16 protein-coding genes and 1 pseudogene are annotated in these 17,342 nt (G+C 68.8%); 16 read left to right on the top strand and 1 reads right to left on the bottom strand.

What is annotated here, in order from left to right; translation table 11 throughout:
- From ACN20J_RS50095 to ACN20J_RS50020, 16 genes and pseudogenes are all read left to right on the top strand, one after another.
- Positions 1–558: amino acid permease (locus ACN20J_RS50095; RefSeq protein ID WP_419668804.1), on the top strand; the 558-nt coding region annotated here is incomplete at its 5' end.
- Positions 558–1,952, top strand: coding sequence for a glutamine synthetase family protein (locus tag ACN20J_RS50090; RefSeq protein ID WP_419668803.1), 1,395 nt, complete (start codon positions 558–560; stop codon positions 1,950–1,952). The genes ACN20J_RS50095 and ACN20J_RS50090, both read left to right, overlap by 1 nt.
- 22 nt (positions 1,953–1,974) lie before the next feature.
- Positions 1,975–2,664 carry a GntR family transcriptional regulator gene (locus ACN20J_RS50085; protein ID WP_419668802.1) on the top strand — a complete coding sequence of 230 codons (690 nt, stop codon included), beginning with the start codon at positions 1,975–1,977 and terminating at the stop codon, positions 2,662–2,664.
- Between the two features lie 124 nt (positions 2,665–2,788).
- Positions 2,789–3,730, top strand: coding sequence for an endonuclease/exonuclease/phosphatase family protein (locus tag ACN20J_RS50080; protein ID WP_419668801.1), 942 nt, complete (start codon positions 2,789–2,791; stop codon positions 3,728–3,730).
- On the top strand, positions 3,727–4,650 hold the full coding sequence (locus tag ACN20J_RS50075; RefSeq protein ID WP_419668800.1) for an endonuclease/exonuclease/phosphatase family protein: 924 nt from the start codon (positions 3,727–3,729) through the stop codon (positions 4,648–4,650). The genes ACN20J_RS50080 and ACN20J_RS50075 overlap by 4 nt, the downstream gene beginning before the upstream one ends.
- A gap of 203 nt (positions 4,651–4,853) precedes the next feature.
- Entirely contained in the window at positions 4,854–5,027 is a 174-nt protein-coding gene (locus ACN20J_RS50070) for an FxLD family lanthipeptide (RefSeq protein WP_419668799.1), read from the top strand.
- A 220-nt stretch (positions 5,028–5,247) separates the two neighbouring features.
- Positions 5,248–8,211, top strand: a complete 2,964-nt coding sequence (locus ACN20J_RS50065) for a lantibiotic dehydratase (RefSeq protein ID WP_419668798.1) — start codon at positions 5,248–5,250, stop codon at positions 8,209–8,211.
- Positions 8,208–9,476, top strand: coding sequence for a lanthionine synthetase C family protein (locus tag ACN20J_RS50060; protein ID WP_362001030.1), 1,269 nt, complete (start codon positions 8,208–8,210; stop codon positions 9,474–9,476). Before ACN20J_RS50065 ends, ACN20J_RS50060 begins: the two co-directional genes overlap by 4 nt.
- Positions 9,477–9,500: 24 nt before the next feature.
- Positions 9,501–11,579 (top strand): methyltransferase, FxLD system, encoded by a 2,079-nt coding sequence (gene fxlM, locus ACN20J_RS50055; RefSeq protein WP_419668797.1) that lies wholly within the window; start codon positions 9,501–9,503, stop codon positions 11,577–11,579.
- A 90-nt stretch (positions 11,580–11,669) separates the two neighbouring features.
- The gene (locus tag ACN20J_RS50050) at positions 11,670–12,791 is read left to right on the top strand and encodes a hypothetical protein (protein ID WP_419668796.1); all 1,122 of its coding nucleotides are present in this window, start codon (positions 11,670–11,672) and stop codon (positions 12,789–12,791) included.
- Positions 12,792–12,957: 166 nt separating this feature from the next.
- Positions 12,958–13,560, top strand: coding sequence for an exonuclease domain-containing protein (locus ACN20J_RS50045; protein ID WP_419668795.1), 603 nt, complete (start codon positions 12,958–12,960; stop codon positions 13,558–13,560).
- The gene (locus ACN20J_RS50040) at positions 13,557–14,480 is read left to right on the top strand and encodes an aldo/keto reductase (protein ID WP_419668794.1); all 924 of its coding nucleotides are present in this window, start codon (positions 13,557–13,559) and stop codon (positions 14,478–14,480) included. Before ACN20J_RS50045 ends, ACN20J_RS50040 begins: the two co-directional genes overlap by 4 nt.
- A gap of 111 nt (positions 14,481–14,591) precedes the next feature.
- Positions 14,592–14,786 carry a hypothetical protein gene (locus tag ACN20J_RS50035; protein ID WP_362001042.1) on the top strand — a complete coding sequence of 65 codons (195 nt, stop codon included), beginning with the start codon at positions 14,592–14,594 and terminating at the stop codon, positions 14,784–14,786.
- Positions 14,787–15,036: 250 nt separating this feature from the next.
- A complete protein-coding gene (locus ACN20J_RS50030) occupies positions 15,037–15,366 on the top strand; it encodes a hypothetical protein (protein WP_419668793.1) in 330 nt (109 codons plus the stop codon).
- Positions 15,269–15,652 carry a hypothetical protein gene (locus ACN20J_RS50025; RefSeq protein WP_419668792.1) on the top strand — a complete coding sequence of 128 codons (384 nt, stop codon included), beginning with the start codon at positions 15,269–15,271 and terminating at the stop codon, positions 15,650–15,652. Before ACN20J_RS50030 ends, ACN20J_RS50025 begins: the two co-directional genes overlap by 98 nt.
- Positions 15,653–15,811: 159 nt before the next feature.
- Positions 15,812–16,039 (top strand): annotated as a pseudogene (locus ACN20J_RS50020) (IS110 family transposase); the annotation flags it as partial.
- Positions 16,040–16,081: 42 nt separating this feature from the next.
- On the opposite strand, the gene ACN20J_RS50015 reads toward ACN20J_RS50020, so the two are convergent.
- Complete coding sequence (locus ACN20J_RS50015; RefSeq protein ID WP_419668791.1) at positions 16,082–17,044, bottom strand: hypothetical protein; 963 nt, start codon at positions 17,042–17,044, stop codon at positions 16,082–16,084.
- Positions 17,045–17,342 lie beyond the last annotated feature (298 nt).

The following is a 17,342-nucleotide window of genomic DNA, read 5'->3' as shown; positions in this document are numbered from 1 at the left end:
ATCGTGGCTCAGTTCCTGTGCGGCAATGCCGAGACTGCGGCCGCGAGTCGCATGATCTATGCCTTCTCCCGCAACAGGGCGCTGCCGGGCTGGAGGACGTGGAGCCGGGTCAACGCCCGCACCGAGAACCCCACGCCCGCAGTGTGGCTGTCCGTGGGGATCGCCCTGGTCCTGGCACTGCCGAGCCTGTACTCGCCCGCCGCGTACGCCGCGGTCACCGCGGTCAACGTCCTGGGCATCACACCCGCCTACGCGATCCCGGTCTTCCTGCGTCTGCGCGCCGGCGCCAGGTTCCAGCAAGGCCCCTGGAACCTGGGCCGGTTCAGCAAGCCCCTGGGCTGGATCGCCGTCACCTACGTGGCCGTGCTCACCGTCTTCTTCTGCCTGCCCCAGGCCTACCCGATGCAGGCCGACAACTTCAACTACGCGCCCATCACCCTCGGCGTGGTGCTCCTCTTCGCGTGGATCTCGTGGATCACCACAGGCAGGAAGAACTACGACATGCCCACGCCGACCCGCACCGCTGAAGACGCCGCGATCGCTGGAGGCATGGTCTGATGAACGCCGTCGACCCAACGCCGCGCGCCGGACACCTGACCGTGGACGACCTCAAGACTGCGGTGAACAGCGGTGCCATCACCACGGTGCTGCTCGCCGTCCCCAACATGCTGGGCCAGCTGAAGGGCAAGCGCCTCGATGCCTCCGGCTTCCTGAAGACAATCAAGGGCGCCGCAGAGGGTGGGGCGGAAATGTGCGCCTACATCCTGGCCACCGACGTCGACATGCAGGACCTGGACGGCTTCGAACTGACCGGCTGGGAGCAGGGGTTCGGGGACGTCCACATCGTCCCCGACCTGAACACCATCCGCCGCCTGCCCCATCTGCCGGGCACGGTCCTCGTCCACGCCGACGCCCTCCACCGCAGCGGCCTGCCCGTCGACGTCGCGCCCCGCACCATGCTGCGCACCCAACTCGCCCGCATCAAGGATCTCGGCCTGGACGTGGCGGTGGGTCTGGAAAGCGAGTTCGTGCTCTACCAGGGCACCGCGCAAGACGCGCACGCGACCGGGTACCAGGGTCTGGAGCCGGTGGCACCCCACAACCTCGACTACGCCCTCGACCTTCCTCCGCACCTGACCGATTTCCTCATCGTGCTGGAGGAGACGCTGCGTGATGCCGGGATGCCGGTCGAGGCGGTCAAACCCGAGGGTTCCGCTGGTCAAGTCGAAGTCACGTTCCCCTACGGGGAGCCGCTGGCGGCCTGTGACGCGTACACCGTCTACAAGCACGCGGTGAAGCACCTGGGCGGGTGGCGCGGCATGACGCCCACGTTCATGGCCAGCCCCCAGGCCCGCGTGGGCAGCGGCCTGCACCTGCACCTGTCCCTGTGGGACAACGGGCACAACGCCTTCGCCGTCCCTGGTGTCCCGGGCGAGGGCCTGCTGCCCGAAACGATGCAGTGGGCCATTGCCGGGCTGATCTCCGCCATGCCGTACCTGGGCCCGCTCTGGGCACCCGGCGTCAACTCCTACAAGCGGTTCGTGGCGCACTCGTTCGCCCCGACCCGTTTCACCTGGGGCTTCGACCACCGTGGTTGCGCAATCCGAGTCACCGGCCACGGTGACGGCGCGCACCTGGAGGTCCGGCTCGCCGGCGCCGACGCCAACCCCTACCTCGCGCTCGCCGCAGCCCTCGCCTCCATCCACCACGGGCTCACCGACAAACCGGCGCTGCCACCCGCCATCACAGGCGACGCCTACACCGCCGATGCCCTGCGGGTACCGGCCGATCTCATCGAATCCCTGGCCTACTTCGACAACAGCACGATCGCGCTCGACGCGTTCGGGCCGGCCGCAAGGAACCACTACTCCTACGCGGCCCAGCACGAGATCGGATGGCACCGCGATCGCGTCACGGATGCCGAACTGAAACGGGGGTTCGACCGTGCCTGAACCCCCAGCGCATCGCCGCCGCATGACCCCCGAACAGATCAGAAAGGTCATCAGGGGACGAGTTGCCGATGGCACGTACGGCCGCGGGACGGTGTTGCCCGCGGAGAAGCGTCTGGCTGCCGAATTCGGCGTATCCCACTGGGGCCTCCGGCAGGCGCTCCAACCTCTCAAGGACACGGGGATCCTGCACGCCATCTGTGGCATGGGAAACCTCGTCCTCGACCCGTCGGCCACGTACTCCGCCGCCCGTGAGGCCAGGGAGATCACAAAGATTATTCGGGAACGGTTGGCCGATGACACGTACGCCGTTGGAACCTGGCTGCCAGGGACGAGGGTCCTTGCTGCCGAGTTCGATGTGAGCCAAGCCACGGTTCAGGCGGCCCTGAAACCACTGAAGCAGGAGAAACTCCTCGCCGCCCTCGACGCGCAGGGAACGTACGTCATCGACCCGCACCATCGTTGCGCACCCCCGCCAGGCGCGCCGTCACACCATGCAGCCATCGGAAAGGTCATCCGGGAGCGATTACGCAGCGGCGTCTACCCGCCAGACAGCCCCCTGCCCACCTATGCCGAACTGGAATCCGAGTTCGGCGCGGGCCACTCCACGATCTCAAGTGCCCTCCAACTGCTGAGGGAAGAAGGGCTCGTCAGCAGGCGGCAGCGGAACAAAAGGATCTACGCAACCGTGTCGGCTTCTGATCCCGACGGCTGAGCAGAAGGCTCCCTTCTCTTCGCGGGACCAGACGGTGGCTCGTGAAGAGAAGGGGTCCGGCAGGCATCTCCAGGTGCCAGCACATCCGAGACACCCCAATTCGCCTACTCCCAGGGAGAATCTCTTGACCGGGCTCGATGACGACGCTTTCCGTGTGGTCTCGTGGAACGTCGCGCACAACGGCATCAGCAACAGCGGTGATGATGCGAAATGGCACCTGGCCATGGACGTCCTCGCCGAACTTCGGCCGCATGTGCTCCTGCGCCAGGAGCTGACCCGTGCCGACATGTTCGGCGGGCGCGCGGTGTGGGCGGAGGCATATCGCGTCGGCAGCCGCATGATTCCGTTCCTCGCCAGTGCCACCCGGGAGTCCGCCAACCCGACCGGTGTCTACGTCGACAGGAACCTGCTGCGGCCCGTCGAGTTCTTCGAGCACCGCACGTCGATGTGGCATCCGATCTGCAACCCGGTGGTTCAGCTCACCGGTGCCGTGAGGAGGCTGAGCCTGGCCTCGTTCCACCTGTGTGCTTTCTCCCCGGCCAATCGGGCGGTGGAGGCCCACCGGCTGGTCTCGCTGGGCAAACCGGGCTTGGAAACGATCATCGGGGGTGACTGCAACTCCTACCCGCACCGCACGGCGGACGAGATGGCGCCGCTGCCGGACTGGAACCGGATCAAGGACCGGAGCCACTTCCTGCACCGCACGATCGAGCGGAACGGCACCCGGCTCTCCGACACCGTCCCGGACGAGATCCTCGCCGGTGAGCACGACGGATGGGCACCCGTCCTTGTGGATCTGGCCCACCACGCGGCAACCGTACTCGGGCAGCCGGAGGCCCTGGCCCCGACGGCGTCGTTGTGGCGCGAGGACCAGGGACCGAGGCAGCGCATTGACCGCTTGCTCGCGACGCCGCGGACCGCCCAAGCCCTGACCCGGGTGGAGGTCATCGCGACCGACGAGGTGGTCGAAGTGTCCGATCACGCGCTGGTGATGGCGACGTTCAGCCTCGACGGCCTGCGCCGCGCCCTGTCTCCGGCCACACATGAGACGGCGGTCGCCGCATGAGCACACACATCACTCTGCTGTCCTGGAACTTCGAGAACAACGGTGGTGGTGACTGCGCCAAGCGCCTTCAGGCGCACGAGAGGCTGGTGTCCCTGAGCCCGCACCTGGTGTTCCGTCAGGAGATGTGGCGCGCGGACGCCGACGGCAACGCGATCCTGTACGAGCTGGAGGGCGTTCTCGGGATGCGCGGCTGGCTCGGCCCGGAATCGTGCACCGCGATCTTCGCCGATCCGCGTTTCTTCCACCCGGTGCGTGAGTGGCCGAAGCCGGGTCCCATGTGGGTGCTGCCGCCCACGGCGCTGAGCATCCGCTATCTGCCCGCAGGCCGCGAGGCCACACCGCTTGCCCTGGCCTCCTACCACCTCAACTACGCATCCAGCACCAACCGTGTTGCCGAGGCGGAGTGGCTGTCCACGTGGGCCGACAAGAAGTGGACCACCCCACAGGGCGAGACCGTACGGATGCCGTGCCTGGTCGCCGGGGACAACAACAGCTATCCACTCCCCGGCATCGAGGGCGACCCCGCACTGCCGGTACTGGACGAGATCCGAGACCGACCCCACCGCCTCCACCGCTCGTTCATAGGCCCGGACGGCACCCGCATGATGGACACCCGCCCCGATGAGGCGCTGCGCACCGCCGGCCTGGAGGACGTGGCCCGCCACTGGTCTGCCAGAACCGGAGACAAGACGGCTGTCTCCCGCACGGTCAACGCCTGCGAGACGCACGGACCGGACTCCCGCATCGACCGCCTCTACGCCACCACCGACCTGCTGGACGCGGTGGCCGGCGTGGATGTGATCGAGGTCCCCCAGGAAGTATCGGACCACCACATCGTCCGGGTCACGCTCGACGGCGACCTCCTTTCCGACGCCCTCAACCAGCAGCCCAGCGCGCTCGAATCGCTGGTCACCCCCTGAGACTGCCACTCGGTGGGACGCACCACGAGCCCGCCCCACCGAGTGGCGTATGACTTCCCAGCTCGCCACGGCCCACAGCCTGGTGAACCGGGATGGCCAGGAAATCACCTGCCGGAGTAGCCCCGTGGCTAACGCTCCGCCGATGACGCCCTGACGTGCGCGTTCCAGACCAATCCGGCACGACTGAACTGGAGTTGAGACTCATGACCCCCAACAACACCTCGATCACCACTGGGCAGTCTCCCGCCACCGCCTCGTCGGACGGGTTCGACCTCGACGTCTCTCTCGTGGAGGTGGCCGACAGCGCCAGCCTGACCAACCTCACAAACGACAACTGCGGCAGCACCTGTGGCGCCTGCACCACCAACGTCGCCTGACCGACGACGACGTGCCTCCAGGCCGGTGCCGGTGTGCCACTGGCGCAGCGGCACCGGCCGCCCGCCCCCCTTATCCCACTCGGAGGTAGTGGTGGCTGTTTCGACTCCAGCGTTCCGAACCAACACAACCGCTCTCGTGCGTGCCGCCGCCCGGCCTGCCTTAACCGGCCCCACGACGCCGGATCTCACTGGCCACTCACCCGCATCCACTGCAGACCGCATGAGGTGGCTACGTGAGGTCTGGGCTGCCGGCGAAGACGCCGAAGTGCTCGAACACGCCGCGCCAGCGCTGGCCGCGCAAGTCGAGGCCTTGTTCGTCGCCCAGGAGCCATCCGCGCGCGACGTGCGGCGCACCGTCCTGTCCGTTGCCCGCTATCTCCTGCGGGCCCAGCACCGGCCGACTCCTTTCGGCTTGTTCGCCGGCATCACCACGGCGGCGGTCGGCCCACGTGCACGGGCGGAGTGGGGCACCCGGCATACCGTTACCGCCCGCGCCGGAGCGGAGTGGCTGGCCACCGTCGTCCAGCGGCTGGAGACCTGCCCCGCTCTGCTCGACCGGTTGACCGTGCTCGTCAACAACACGATCAGCATCCGCGGAGACCGGCTCATCGTGCCGTTCGAGGCAGACGGCCGCGAGGACGGGCCGCGCGCCGTCGAGGCGTCCCTGGCTCTCACCGATCCCGTACGGACAGTCCTCGCGGCAAGCCGGACCCCGATTCAGGTCGACGCACTCGTCGGCAAACTGACCGCAGAGTTCCCTGGGACGGCGCCGGAGCGGGTGCAGCAGCTCGTCGAGGGGCTGGTCCAACGCCGCGTACTCCTCACCGCGCTGCAGGCGCCCAGTACCGAGACCGATCCCCTCGCGTATCTCCTTGAGCAGCTCGACGCAGCTGATGCCGGAGCTGTCGGCCCGGTCGCGGACACTGTGCGCGAACTGCATGCGATTCACGTCGGCCTGACTACGTGCCAGACCTCTGCCGCACGCAAGCAAGTGGCCCAGCGGATGCGGACCCTAGAGCCGGGCCTGCGCCGTCACCCTCTCGCGCTGGACCTGCGCCTGAATGCCCGCCTCGCCCTGCCAGAGGCGGTCGCCCGCGAGGCCGAGCGCGCCGCATGGGCCCTCACCCGGGTGTGCGCCCGCCCGTACGGCACTGCCGCATGGGGTGCCTATCACCAGCAGTTCTACGAGCGGTACGGCATCGGCACGATGGTGCCGCTGGGCGAGGTCGTTGCGGACAGCGGCACCGGTTTCCCCGAGGGATATCCAGGCGCCCCGGCTAGCCCGCGCCGCCCTCAGCTCTCCACCCGGGACGACGCGCTGGTGCGCATCGCGCAGACCGCTGTGCTCGACGGCCGCGACGAGGTCGTTCTCACCGATGAGCTGCTCGCGGACCTGGACGTCGGCCCCGCAAGCCCCCGCGTTCCGCCGCATCTTGAGATCGGCGTCCGCGTGCACGCAGCGACACTCGGGGACTTGGAGCGCGGCAGGTTCCGGCTGGAGGTCGTCAGCGTCTCGCGCGGTGCGGGCGTTTCCTGCGGCCGCTTCCTGAGCGTGCTGGCCCCCGACGACCGCGCGGCCCTGGCGGCGGAGCTGTCCGACCTGCCGGCCGCCGACGCTGACACCGTCCCCGTGCAGCTCTCTTTCTCACCTCTGCTGCCCGAGAGCGCCCACGTGACCCGCACCCTGCAGGTGCTGCCCATCCTCCTGAGCGTTCAGGAACACCGCGCCCCGGCCGACCATGTGCTCACGCCCCAGGACTTGGCGGTGGCCTGCGACGGCCGCCGCATGTACCTGGCCGCCCCCGCGCGCGGCCACCGCGTCGAACCGGTCGGGATGCACGCCCTGAACCTCCTGAACCACACCCCGCCCCTGGCGCGGTTCCTTACCGAACTGTCCCGCGCCCAGTGCGCCCAGGTCACCGTCTTCGACTGGGGCGCCGCCGCGACGATGCCCTACCTGCCCCGGCTGCGCTACGGGCGCACGGTGCTCGCTCCCGCACAATGGCGCCTGGCCGCGGCAGACCTCTCCCGATTTGATCGCCCCTCGGCGAACTGGGACGCCGCCCTGGAGGATTGGCGGACACGACGGTGCGCGCCGCCGCGTGTGTTCCTCGTTGAGGACGACCGCCGACTCTTCCTTGATCTTGACCAGGCAGGCCACCGGACGCTGCTGCGTCAGCACCTCGACCGCGTGGGTACGGCCGTCCTTCACGAAGCTCCGGCCCCCGAGGCGTACGGCTGGTGCGAGGGCCGCGCCCACGAGGTCGTTCTGCCGCTCAAGGCGACTCGGGCCCCCGGGTGGCCTCCGCTGCCGACCCCCACCGTGGCCCGCACGCTCTGCTCGGCGCAGATACAGACGCCCGCCGCCTCGTCAGTATTGCTCGCCGCAGTGTACGGCGACCTGCGTCGACAGGACACCCTCCTGGCGCACCACCTACCGGGCCTCCTCGAACGCCTCGGCGCACCGCCATGGTGGTTCATCCGCTTCCGCGATCCCGATCAGCACCTTCGGTTGCGCATCGCCCTGCCCGACCCGGACGCGTTCGCCGAGACCGCCGGAAAGGTCGCCGCCTGGGCCGAAGAACTGCGCGCGGCCGGGCTGGTGTCAGACCTGCGGTTCCCCACCTCCTACCGCGAGATGGGCCGTTGGGGCTCCGACGCCGCATGGGAGGCAGCCGAAGGTGTCTTTCGGGCGGACTCGCGGGCCATACTCACCCAGCTTCGCGAGCCGCAGCGCCCGCAACAGCGCGCGCTGGTGGTCGCGCACACCGTCGCGATCACCAGCGCCTTCCTCAGCAGCGTCAAGGCCGGCACCCAATGGCTGATCAACCACGTCCCGGCCACAGCTCCGACGCGCGTCCACCGCGGGCAGTTCACGGAAGCCGTACGACTCGCCGACCCCACCCACGGCTGGGCGGCGCTGCGCGCCGAGCCGGGCGGTGCGGCCATCATCACCGGCTGGGCCGACCGCGATGTCGCGCTCGCCGCGTACCGGACGCACCTACCCGGCCCGGACACCGACGGCATTGCGATCGACGACGTCCTCACCTCGCTGCTGCACACGCATTTCGTACGGCACATTGCCGTGAACTTCCCCGAGGAAGAGGTCTGCCTCTACCTCGCGCGCGCCGCCGCCCTGGCCTGGACCGGCCGCGCCGAGAAGAGAAAGGAGACACGCCCGTGATCGCTCCCGCTGCCGAGCTGTCCAGCGCCTTGGCCGACCTCCTGGCCACCCCCGAGAGCGCCCCGATCGGCCCCCGCACTGCGTCCGAGGACCGACAGCACATCGCCTACGGACTCCCTGGGATCGCGCTGCTCCACATCGAGCGCGCCGCGGCCGGACTGGCGCCGTGGCACCGCGCCCACGCCTGGCTCGCCGCCGCTGCCCAGCAACCGTTCACCAGCGGGGCCGACAGCCACCCCTTCTACGGAGCTCCCGCCCTCGCCCAGGCCCTCGCCTGCGCCACCGACCACATGCCCGGCTCCTACGAGCGCGGCCTCAACACCCTGGACGAGCAGATCGCCCGGGACGTCCTGCGGCGCCTCACGGCCGCGCACCGTCGCCTTGACGCCGGACAGCTCCCCAAGATCACGGAGTTCGACACAATCCGGGGTCTGTCGGGCTATGGCGCCTACCTCCTGCGCCGTGACCCGGGCAGCGCCGCGGTACGTACGGTCCTCGACTACTGCGTACGCCTCACGGAGCCGATCACACACGACGGCGAGACCCTGCCGGGCTGGTGGACCCCAACCGCCCCCACGGGCCGGCCGGACCCCGTCCGGTTCCGCGAGGGGCATGCCAACTCAGGCATGTCTCACGGCATCGGCGGCGTCCTCGCCCTGCTGGCCCTTGCCGCCCGACACGACACCCTCGTCGACGGGCACCACGACGCGATGCGCACCATCCTCGCGTGGCTCGACCGCTGGCAGGAGGAGACCGGCCACGGCCCGGCCTGGCCGTACTGGGTCACCCGGGCTGAACTTCGCGACGACCGGCTCGCCTCGTCCACGCCGCGGCGGCCATCGTGGTGCTACGGCACCGCCGGTCTAGCCCGCGCCCAACAGCTCGCCGCCCTCGCCTTGGGCGACAGCCCCCGTCGTATCGCTACGGAGAACGCGCTCGTAGCCGCGCTCACTGACGTCGCACAGATCAAGGCCACCACGGACAACGGCCTGTGCCACGGGTTCGCCGGCCTCGCCCACATAGCCGCCCGGACCGCCGACGACGCCCACCCCTCGACCGCCGGACAGCTCCAGGCCGTCATCCCGCCGCTCCTGGCCACGATCTGCCCGCCCGGCACCGACCCGGTGGCCGCCGCGGCCACCGTGGCGAACGAAGCCGGACCCGGGTTCCTCGACGGCGCCGCGGGCATCGCCCTGGCCCTCTTGGCTCCCGCCACCACCACGCCGCCCCGCACCGCATGGGACGCCTGCCTGCTCATCGCCTGACCACCGCCGATCGAAGGACCCGTCATGCCCTCGGACTGGCACCAGCACAACGTCGCCTTCGCCGACCTCGAGAGCGCACAGCGCGCCATCACCGAACGCCTCGGCCCCGCACTGTTCGCAGCGGAGGAAGCTGGGCAGGTCACCGGCTGGTGGTTCATGAACAAGCAGCCCTGGCCACTGCGTTACCAGGCGCCCGAGCCGTCCCTGCTCGTGGAACGTCTCCTGAACGACCTGGCCGACGACGGGACCATCCGCTCCTGGGTGCGCGGCATCTACGAGCCCGAGACGGTCGCGTTCGGCGGCCGGTACGCCATGGATGCGGCGCACGAGCTGTTTCACGCCGACTGCCGTCACCTGCTCGCCTACTCGCCCGGCCCCGGACACCTCGGCCGCCGGGAGACCCTTGCTCTCCTGGCGAGCGCGATGATGCGGGCTGCCGGTCTGGACTGGTTCGAGCAGGGCCACGTCTGGGTGAAGTACGCCGCCCTGCGCCCGGCCGCCGGACCGATCCCCCCGGAGAGGACTGCCGCCCTGGCCCCGGCGATGCGCACGCTGATGACTGCCAGCACCCCGGCTCTGTGCCGCCCAGGCGGCCCGCTCGACGGACATACCCCGTGGGTGGCCGCCTTCGAGCGGACCGGCGCGGCCCTCGCCGAACTCGCCGCGGGTGGAGGACTTACCCGCGGACTTCGCGCCGTTCTCACACACCACGTTCTCTTCCACGCCAACCGTGCCGGCCTCTCTCCAGAGGAACAGCACGCCCTGTCTCACATCGCAAAAGAGGTAGTCATGGGATCGAGTGAAAACACCCCTTCATCAGCAGGATTGCCGCCCACAGCCGATAGCGTCAGCGCAGTGAACACCCACACCATCACCACCTCTGAAGCCGATGCGGCCCGACTCCGCAATGCCCTGGTCGACCAGGTCAAAGCCAACGGGCAGGCCCGCACCCCCGAGGTCGAGACTGCCCTGCGCACCGTGCCCCGGCATCTCTTCGTGCCCGAGGCGACCCTCGAGGCCGCGTATGCCAACAACGTGGTGGACGTCAAGCACGACGCCGACGGATCGTCGATCTCCTGCGCCTCCCAGCCGGTCGTCGTCGCCCTCATGCTCGACCAGCTCCAAGCCCAGCCGGGCGAACGGATTCTCGAACTCGGCGCCGGCACCGGCTACAACGCTGCTCTGATCGCCCACCTCGTCGGTGACAGCGGCCACGTCACCACCATCGACGTCGACGACGACCTGGTCGCGGGAGCCCGCGCACACCTCGCCGCGGCCGGCTTCACCAACGTGGAGGCAATCACCCGCGATGGCGCCCTCGGACACGCCGAGGGGGCTCCGTACGACCGGATCATCGCCACCGTCGGCGCGCACGGCATCCCGCACGCCTGGCTTGAGCAACTCGCCCCCGGCGGCCGGCTCGTGACCCCGCAGCGGCTCAAGGGCAGCGTCTCCCGATCCATCGTCTACGAGCGCCACGATGGCCGGTGGGTGTCGCGCGGCAGCGAGATGAACACCTTCATGCCGCTGCGCCGAGGCATCGCCGACGACGACCGCCGCGACATCCCGCTCAGCACGGACGGCACCGTACGACTCCACGCGCCGGCGGCCCAGAACATCGATGCCGACGCCATGGCCGGAGTGCTGGAGCAGCCGCGCGCCGAGGAGTGGACCGGCATGATGGTCCGCGCCATGGAGTCGCCGGAGTGGATGGAGCTGTTCGTCTCCTGCACCATGCCGTCGGGCCTGGTCCGTATGCACTTCCCGCAGGCCGCCAAGGGCACTGTGCTGACTGAGGACCCCTACCCCTCGTCGACCGCGGCCGTCGACAAGGGCGCGGTGACCTACCTCGCCCGCCGTCTGTCCGACCAGAAGACGCCCGAGGGCGGCAAGTTGTGGGAGTTCGGCGTCATCGGCCACGGGCCTGGCAGTGACGAGCTGGCCGCGAGGGTCGCCGACACTATCCGTACCTGGGACCGCGAGTACCGCGGACGGGAAGCCACCTTCGAGCTGCAGGCCCTCGACGCCCCCGCCGTCGAGGAGCGTCCCGGCCGGTTCGTCATCGACAACCCCCTGAACCGGGTCATCGTCGACTGGCAGTGACACCCCGCCCCAGTGGTCGGTGCCCGACGGCCACACGCCGGCGGGCACCGTCGTTTCCGCACCTCTCCGATCTCACCCCCGGGGACACTCATGGACCCGCACGGACCCATAGCCCAGCGCTTCCCGCTCGTCGCCCGCTTCCGGCCCGCCTGCCTGCCCCTGCCCAAACGCGTCCGCGCGCTCACCGAACTGGCTGACAACGCCGCCGACAAGGCGGACCAGGGCCTGGCCTCCGCGGTCTACAACCAGGCCGCCCTCCTCACCTCCGACCTCGACCTGCCCGAGTCGGCCCGCACGATGTGCCACCAGCACGCCGCCGCCTACCTCCACGCCTGCCCCCTGCCGGGTATGACCGCGATCCGGGCCCTCGAACCCGTCGTCAACCTCGCACGCCTCCAGATCCGCGCCGGGCACGCCGACGACGGCCGCCAGCACCTCCTCACCCTGTACAACGCCGTCAGCACCGGCGCCCCTGCCCAGTTCGACGGCATCGCCGTACCAGCCGACCTCACCACCAGCCCCGAGGACCGCCAAGAAGTCCGCGCCTGGCTGTGGCGAGTGCTCCTCGCCGACGGAACACGAACCCTGACAACTGCCGGCCGCTGGGCCGAAGCACTCGCCCACATTGAGGAACACCACGGCGTCGGGCAGAGGATGTTAGACGGCCGCCAGGTAGCCGTCCTCACCGCTCTCACCACAGGTGACACTCTCGCCGCCGAGGAACTCCTGGCGCACACGGAGCCCGGGGAGCCGTGGGAGAACGCCGTCACAAGCTGCCTGACCGTCCTGTGCCGACAGGCAGCCGGCCAACCATTCCACCGCCAGCTGCAGGATTTGGTGGCCACCTACCTCGTCCACTCGGACGAACAAGGCATAACCGTCTTCAACACCCGGCTCGGCCTCACCGTGCTGGACGCGGTCACCTCCCACGATCACCCGGCCGCACGCCTGGTAGTCGCGGAACTGCACCGCCGGGCGACAGAGATGACCGACGGGTACGCCGCCCGGGAGATCCTTGCGCACCCATCGTTCACAGCCCTCGCGACCGATCACGAGGCGCAGGACTGCCGTGCCCTCCTCGGTACCTGCGCGCTCGGCGCGGGCGCCTTCCCCGCCGAACTGCACGACGAGGTGAAGACCGCGATACACGTCAGCGACCGCGTCATCCGGAGCAGCGTCGCAGCCCTCACGAGGCGGTCGGCAGTGCCGTAGCTGCAACAGAACACGGCCGCTGACGTTCCGGCAAGGAAGGGGGTTGCGCAGTACGTCAACCCCGCAGTGGTCCGCAGGGACGGTGACGACCGCGACAAGCCTCACCACTACCGCCAACACGGCCGGGCCCCATCGGCTGGGAGGCGGAGGACGGACCCAACACTCCATGAACTTCGCCTCCTGGCCCGCACTGCTCGTCGTCGACGTCGAAGGCAACGGGACCAACCCGCCCGATCTCGTCGAGGTCGCCGCGCTGCCTGTTCGGGACGGCGCTCCCGACAAGAACACCGCGAAGGCGTGGCTGACCCGCCCGAACCGTCCCGTCACCGCCTTCGCAACCCGGGTACACGGCCTGTCCAACAACGACTTGGCCGACAAGCCGGCATGGGCAGAGATCGCGGGCCAGGTGCACGCCTTCCTGGGCACCGTGTGGGTGTGCGTGCACAGCGCCCACACCGACTACCGCGTGCTGCGCGCTCATCTTCCGGGCTGGGAACCGGCCGGCGTGCTGGACACGCTCCGGCTCGCCAGGGCCACGTTCCCGGACCTGGACGGATACAGCCTGGATGCCCTGATCAAGCACCTCCAGCCGGACCTGAGCGAGGCCCCGGCGCAGCGGCACCGGGCCACGTTCGACGCCTTCGCCACGGCGCAGCTCCTCATCGCCATGACCGCCCACTACGAGACGTGGGACCAGTTGGTGGCCGCGGCCGTGCCGCCCGGCCTGCCCGGCGCCCCCGAACCAGACAAGGACCCCACCCTGTGGTGACCTCCACCCAGCCGATCCGTATCGGCGTGCTCGGTACCCATTCCACCGGCAAGACCACGCTCCTCAAGCGCATAGAGATGGAACTGCGTGCAGAAGGGATCACCGTGGCGCGCACCGGCCGGCTCGGCAAGCGTGCCGCCGCGGCCGGCCTGCCGAAGATGCAGCACCACACCGCGCAGTCCACCGAATGGATCATCGCGCAGGGCATCGCCGACGAGATCGCCGCGAGAGCCCAGGGCGCCGGAGTCGTCCTCGTCGACCGGGCCGCCCACGACGCCCTCGCCTATTTTCACGCCGCGCTGGAGTACCGCGGCGAAGCTCCTCCTCCCCGGGGGGGGAACGCGAACGTCTCCTCCTACTCGCCTCTACCCAACTGCCCAAGTACGACCTGCTGTTCGCGACGGTCCTCGATGAGAGCGTGCCCGTCGACACCAGCCACGACTACGACCCCCGCTACCGACGGCTCGTCGACCAGCACGTGCACCGCCTCCTGGACAGCGACGACATCCCTCACCTGCGCGTACACAGCGACCCTGACAGTCAGGCCCACACCGTCGACGTCGCCTCGAAGATCTGTCTGCAGGTGCCCCTCGTATGACACCCACACCCACACCGCCGGGGGCACGATTGCCATCGCCGGGAAGACCGTGTCCCGGCTCGGGTTGGGCGCCATGCGCCTCACCGGCCCCGGCATCTGGGGAGACCCCGCCGACCGCGACACCGCGCTCAGCATTCTCCACCAGGCCGTGGACACCTACGGCATCAGCCACATCGACACCGCCGACGCCTACGGCCCCCACACCGCCGAGCAACTCATCCATGACCCGCTCTTCCCGTATCCGGACCACGTGCTGATCGCCACGAAGATCGGCATGGTCCGCCCCGGACCGGGCCAGTGGATGCCACTGGGCAATCCCTAGTACCTGCGGGCCTGTGTGGAAGCGAGCCGGAGGGCTCGGATCACGTGAGACCGCCGCCACTGGAACCAGGCCCCCACCTGCGCTTGGGCACCCCTATGCCGCCGACGCCCCGTGACCAGCACCGGGAGCGCAGAACTCGACCTCCTTGCCCGGCTCTGCGGCCAGTCCCCGCAGCAGTTGCAGAACCTCCTCGACCAACTGGTCCGCTCCCGCCTGCTGGCCGGCTGGCGGCACATCGGCGACAAGGAGATCTCCTGGCACTTGTCACCGCAGATCAGAGTGGGCCAAGCAGCAGTTCAACGGTGACGGGACAGCTGCCAGCTATTGGTGGGTGCACCCCGCATCTGCTGACTGTCCTGCCTTCACGGGAGAGTGACACATCACTCAGCAGGAACAACCAGTTTTCGCTCATGCGTACTATCTCTCTATTCCGGCAGGCTGCCGCAGTGATGTCCTGCGGGCCATCCGGTCACCGCAGACGGATTATCTCCATCCACTGGCGCATACGGTTCCTGCTTTCACCACCGTGCTCGCGCACTGCAGAAGGGCTCATGTCATGTCTGAAATCCAGGCCAGCAGTACAGAATTGACGTCGCAGTACATCGCACAGATCACAGGTGACCTGGAGCGCAACACCAAGGAGCAGGAACGTATCGGGGTGGAAGTGGAGGCCCTGCAGGAGCAGCTGCGCACCTTGCAGCATGACCACACCGTGTTGGTGAACATGCAGCAGGCGCTCGGCGGCGCGAGCCCCGCCGCCGAGGCGGCCCACCAAGGCAGTTGTGTCCGTGCCCCGCCAAGCTGCTGCCGAGCCCAAGCGGAGCAGGTCGAAGAAGACCGCCGCCGCGGGTGTGGGCAAGGCGGCGTCCAAGAAGCCCGCCGCTGAGGCCTCGTCCGCCAAGGCAGCCGGCAAGCCGTCCCTGGTCGATCTGATCCGCAACCACCTCAAGCAGCAGAACGAGCCGCGGTCGGCGGCCGAGATCTCCTCCGCACTCACCCAGGCCCACCCCGACCGCACCATCAAAACCACCGTGGTGCGCACCACGGTCGAAGGGCTGGTCGCCAAGAGCCACGCCCACCGCACCAAGCAGGGTTCATCCGTCTTCTACACCGCCGCCACCGCCCCGCAGTCCGCTGAGGTCGAACCGCAGCCGGAGGCAGTAGCCGGCTGAGCAGTCGCGGGAGTACCCACGGCACAACCAGCGGGCCCGTCTCCGGTGTCGCCAGGCTGGAACGTCAGTGCACAGGGGCCAGGCGGCGGGCGGCGGTCCGTGACTGTACGGGTGCCGAGCACACCAGGTAGCGGATTTTGCTCGGGTCCTGTCCCATGACCCCGCCGCTACAACCGCAGACTCCAGCGTGTCTTCTACATCTCGGCACTGTTCAGCATCCGGTACTGCGAGGACTCTCGCCGGTTCTACGACCGCAAACGCGCCGAGGGCAAGCGCCACATCCAGGCTGTCCTCGCTCTCGCTCGCCGACGCGTCAACGTCCTGTGGGCTCTCCTGCGTAACGGACGGCGCTACGAACTGACACCTCCACTGCCGCTTGTGGCTTGACAGACAGCATTAGGAATCGGTGGCCCGCTCGAAGAAGCTCAATTAACTCTTGCCTTGCTCGCTCAAAAACAGTTTCTCAAATCGCTGATACTCTCCCCGCAGGTTAAAGATCCCTGTGTAGCTGGCCAGGGTTGCGAGGAAGAGACGAGGCCCCGCCCAGGCACCAGGCGACCACAATCGGATCAACCACGCCGGAGCCGTACCAATATCTTGGGACAGTTCAATCCACGACGCCGTGTCGGCGGCATGCTCACCATGCGCCATCGACGACCCGCTCGTCCAGGCATACCCCTCGATGCCGATTCGGCGCTCAAGGTTCTCGCTGAGCCAGTCAATCGACAGCGGCGTGATCTCAGTGGCACGAGGGCGCTTCTTCAAAGGCCAGCCCCGGCCCTTTGCATAACTCTCGATGTCGGCGATGTCCTTCGCAGGATGCCGGTAGGTCCCATGCTCGTCGTCGATTTGGCCCTCGTTGTCGATGACCTGGTCGGCGTCAGTGAGACCACCGCCGAGCATTTCACTGAGACGGATACCTGCCGAGAGTCGTGCGAGGCGACGCGTCAGGGCACGTTGCAGACGCTCGTCAGTGGTGATGGTCGGGTCGATCACCGCTGTGGCCCACAGACACGCCTCAAAGACGCCCCGCGCGACCGAGACCGCGCCCATCAACGAAGCTTCCGCACGAAGCAAGACGGCGAAACCCCGAAGCTGATCGGCAGCGCTCAGGATGTTAACCGCCGCTTCGTACCTGAGGATCTTCCCAGCCGGTTCGGCGCGGCCGCCGAGCAGGACGTCTGGGGCCGTCATGTCCTCGCGCGCTGAGCTCGCGTGTTCCATCTTCCAGGGCTTGAGGCCCAACTGCGTGAACCCATCTGCCATTTCATCGACCGCCGCCGCGAGCGCGTCACGACGCTCACGCGCCTCCTGCGCGCCTCGCTTGATCCGGCCGAGCATTTCCATCGCCCAGACCTCGTCGTTCTGGCCTACATCGCTCTCCCCTGTCACCCGACACAGCCTGCCAGAAGGCACCGACGTAGGAATCGCATTTTTCGTCGCGGAATCGCGCCCCGGGGGATCGTGTCCCGTGAAGTGGTGTAGCCGGGCCGCGGCCCGGAACGCGCGGGTGTCTGCCCGGGGCGTGCATCCGCTAACGGTGCACGCTCCCTGAACAAGGGCAGGCCATCGCGCAAGTCTCCCTGGTGAACGGGCAGTTCAACCGGAGGAGCACGCGATGGCCTTGTCCCAGTCTGAGCTGATGCGGCTGCTGGAGTCACTACGTCGGGCCGATGGAGTTGAAGCAATC

Source organism: Streptomyces sp. 2-1 (genome assembly GCF_048564895.1).
In the GTDB taxonomy this organism is placed as follows: Bacteria; Actinomycetota; Actinomycetes; order Streptomycetales; family Streptomycetaceae; genus Streptomyces; species Streptomyces phaeochromogenes.
The sequence above is the reverse complement of the archived record's forward strand: the minus strand, read 5'-3'. Positions and strand labels throughout refer to the sequence as shown.